The organism is Streptomyces sp. AM25 (assembly GCF_058146165.1).
The window spans coordinates 1-3,082 of sequence record NZ_JBKIWN010000103.1 but is presented as its reverse complement, the minus strand read 5'-3'; the positions used below and the strand labels follow the sequence as shown (position 1 = coordinate 3,082).

The window sequence follows — 3,082 nt, the reverse complement described above, 5'->3', positions numbered from 1 at the left end:
CACACCACCAACACGACCGCCGATTGATCGCCTACACCACCACAAGGGACACCATCGAACGTGCAGGTCGTCGCCCGTCCGGACGGGACCCCGCTGTGGTTCTCCCGCGCGCTGCCGGGACGCACCCACGACCTGACCGCAGCCAGAGCCCACGGCGTCATCGGGACCTGCCTGACCAGGGAGATCCTCATCCTGGCCGACCGGGCCCACCAGGGCGCCGGCGCCACCGTCCGCACCCCCTGCTACGGACACCGCGAGCTCCTCGAACAGTACAAGCGGTTCAACCGCGTCCACGCACGCCTACGAACCCCCGGCGAACGCGCCTTCGCGCAGCTGAAGCAGTGGCGGATCCTCCGCAAAGCCCGCTGCAGCACCAACCGCATCGGAACCATCATCCAAGCCGTCCACACCCTCCTCACCTGCGAAAACGAAGGATGAAAAAGGTTCAGTGTCCCGCCGAGTGGTGTAACAAGGATGAGGTTTTTGCGGATCAGTGCTGGCAAGCAATCGGAGGGCTGCTAGCCGGTTCTGTGCGCCACTCGACGGGACGCGGCCGCAGCATGCCTGCGCAGCTGCAATGGGACAACTGTGCCGAGGGCGGCCAGCCAGGCAGGCTGTCAGCCCGGTCATGACGGCGGGGCGCACAGCGCGGAAAGCTCAAGCAGAGCCCCTGTCATCACGGTGCTGCCCTGGCTCAACAGCTGCAGGGGGATCGGTGCGCACCGGGCGTCCAGGTCGTTCAGCGGAGGCGGGCTCCAGGCCGCGAGCGTGGGCACCAGCACGCCGTTGCGTCCCTCGAGAAAACAGAGCATGTTGACGGGCCAGGCACCGTTGCGGAACATGTGCTCGTCCATAGGAGTCGGATTCTGACTGAGCACCAGGTTCCGCTGCCCGGGCCCCAGGCGGCCCGAATCCGGGTGGAAATGCATCGAACCCAGCACTTCGAAACCGTCCCGTGCAGCCTGCCGACTGATGCGCAGCAAGTCTCGGGGCGAGCACCAGTGCCCGCGCCGCTTATGCATGTAAGATCCACCGAAACAGGGGACAATATTGCTCGCGAATTCCTCCAGCACATTGAGGTCTTCCGCGCGTACGCTTTCCGCAAACTCAAGCCGACGAATCTGCGCAACACCGTCGGAGAAAGACCCGACAAGCACAACGAAGCAACTCGGAGGGACCTCCGGCGTGCACCCCCAATACTCCCCGGCCGAGGCCTCAAGAAAAGGACCAAGAAGCTCCAGCGGCAGCTGGACGGCCCTGCACCGAGGCGCAGGGGATTCATCGGCCGCAGAGGCACTGGAGGCATATTCTGCTCGAATAGAAATCAGCTTCTCCAAGTCGGCGGAAAAACCTGCGGCAGACAGACGAGAAATCCGCCGACAGACAGGCGGCTCATTCAAGATGATCTTTGTTGTGACATTTCCGCAGGTCACAGGCTTACTGGCGACCTCAGTCCAAAACCGTGAATAAGCCTCAAAGACGGCCCTCGGCGTTCCCGCAGGCCCCCCAACCACTCCTTCAGCAGCCGCCTGCAACGGCAGGGATGATCGAGAGGTCAGCACCGCCGGGAACCCGTGTCTCCATCTCCTGGGCCGTCCGGATGTCATCGTCATCAATGTAGATGTTGACGAAACGCCGCAGCGCCCCCCGCTCATCAAGCAGGCGGGACTGCATTCCGGGATAGCTTCCCTCCAGCGTGTCCAGAACTTCAGCAACAGTCGCACCGGGCGAAGCAATATGCACTTTTTTTGCGCCGCCAGCATACTCGCGCAAGATCATGGGAAGATGAACCGTGATACTCATCACAGATCTCCTTGGAAAGTGTTACGAAACAAAACAAGGGAAACTACGGCCACAACCCGCAGATGCTCGGCCCGCCCAGACAGCATGCAGGCCACCTCGGCACTCAGCTACTCCGGGGAAAGTTCGCAGACCGGCGAAGCGGCACAGAACCTGCACCTCGTCGCACCTGCGACGCCGAAGCCCTGGCACCGCTCCGGGCATTCCAGAGCACCAGCGCCCGCACAACGAGCACCACACCGCTTCAGTCAGCTTGCTGACGCGGCGCAGTGCCTGACGTCGAGTATGACGGAAATGCAAACCACTGTCCCTCGGCCTAAAGTACGAGATTCCGAGTGGCCGGCAGATCCGGAAGCGGCGCACCCGGGACAGAAAGCCGCTCCACAGCCGGGGAGCCGGGTTTCCCTAGCCGAGAAGCCGCCCGCAGAGGAATGAACAAGCCGACGCTTCACCCCTGTGCCGACAGTCACCCAAAAGCCGGTGTATCATATCCAGTTGACCAATGAACGTATTGAGCCGGAACTGTTCGGTTGCCTATTCGAGGGCGTAGCGGACGCGGCGGGCATGGAAGTACTCAGTTTGAATCCGTGATGTCCGAGGGTGCGTGACGGGTTGTGATCCTTGCGGTACGACGTCGTCATGCGGTATGCGCAGGGGGGCGGGCTGACGCCCGCGGAGCAGGTGAAGCGGGAAGCGGTGCGGCTGGAGGCGGCCGAGCAGTTCGAGGCCGGGGCGGGCACCGTGCAAGTCGCGGTGGAGCTGCGGGTGTCGGACCGGTCGGTGCGCCAGTGGCGGGCGGCGTGGCGGCGGAGTGGTGTCGCGGCGCTGGCGTCGGCGGGGCCGCCGGCGGTGGAGCGGCTGTCGCGGCAGCAGCGGCAGTGCCTGGAGGCGGAGCTGAAGCGCGGGCCGCTGGTGCACGGCTTCGACGATGAGCACCGGGGCTGGCCTCTGGCCCGGGTGAGGCTGCTGACCGGCCGGCTGTTCCGCGTCGGCTATACCGTGCAGGGGGTGTGGCGGCTGCTGAAGCGGCACGGTTGGAGCTGCCAGGTGCCCGTCCGCCGCGCACTGGAGCGCGACGAGGCGGCGGTCGAGGTGTGGAAGACGGAGGTGTGGCCGCGGGTAAAAGTACCGCACACAACCTGGGCGCCAATATCTGTTTCGCGGACAAAGCAGGCCAGAGCCTGATCCCGCCGAGAGGTCGGGCCTGGGTACCGCGCGGGACCGGCTGGCCGGGGCTGTCCTGGCGGCCCTTCTCTGCGGCGTTCTTGTGGTTCTGCTGGTC

General features: G+C 64.7%; 3 protein-coding genes and 1 pseudogene. 2 read left to right on the top strand and 2 right to left on the bottom strand.

From position 1 onward, the window contains the following. Nucleotides 1-57 precede the first annotated feature (57 nt). Nucleotides 58-438 (top strand): annotated as a pseudogene (locus ACLHRZ_RS36830) (transposase family protein); the annotation flags it as partial. Nucleotides 439-626: 188 nt separating this feature from the next. On the opposite strand, the gene ACLHRZ_RS36825 reads toward ACLHRZ_RS36830, so the two are convergent. Both ACLHRZ_RS36825 and ACLHRZ_RS36820 read right to left on the bottom strand, forming a co-directional pair. After that, nucleotides 627-1,337 carry a hypothetical protein gene (locus tag ACLHRZ_RS36825; RefSeq protein ID WP_490422943.1) on the bottom strand — a complete coding sequence of 237 codons (711 nt, stop codon included), beginning with the start codon at nucleotides 1,335-1,337 and terminating at the stop codon, nucleotides 627-629. Nucleotides 1,338-1,518: 181 nt separating this feature from the next. Beyond that, nucleotides 1,519-1,803, bottom strand: a complete 285-nt coding sequence (locus ACLHRZ_RS36820; RefSeq protein WP_490422942.1) for a ubiquitin-like small modifier protein 1 — start codon at nucleotides 1,801-1,803, stop codon at nucleotides 1,519-1,521. 636 nt (nucleotides 1,804-2,439) lie between these two features. On the opposite strand from ACLHRZ_RS36820, the gene ACLHRZ_RS36815 reads away from it, so the two are divergent. Continuing rightward, nucleotides 2,440-2,985 (top strand): winged helix-turn-helix domain-containing protein, encoded by a 546-nt coding sequence (locus ACLHRZ_RS36815; protein WP_490422941.1) that lies wholly within the window; start codon nucleotides 2,440-2,442, stop codon nucleotides 2,983-2,985. Nucleotides 2,986-3,082 lie beyond the last annotated feature (97 nt).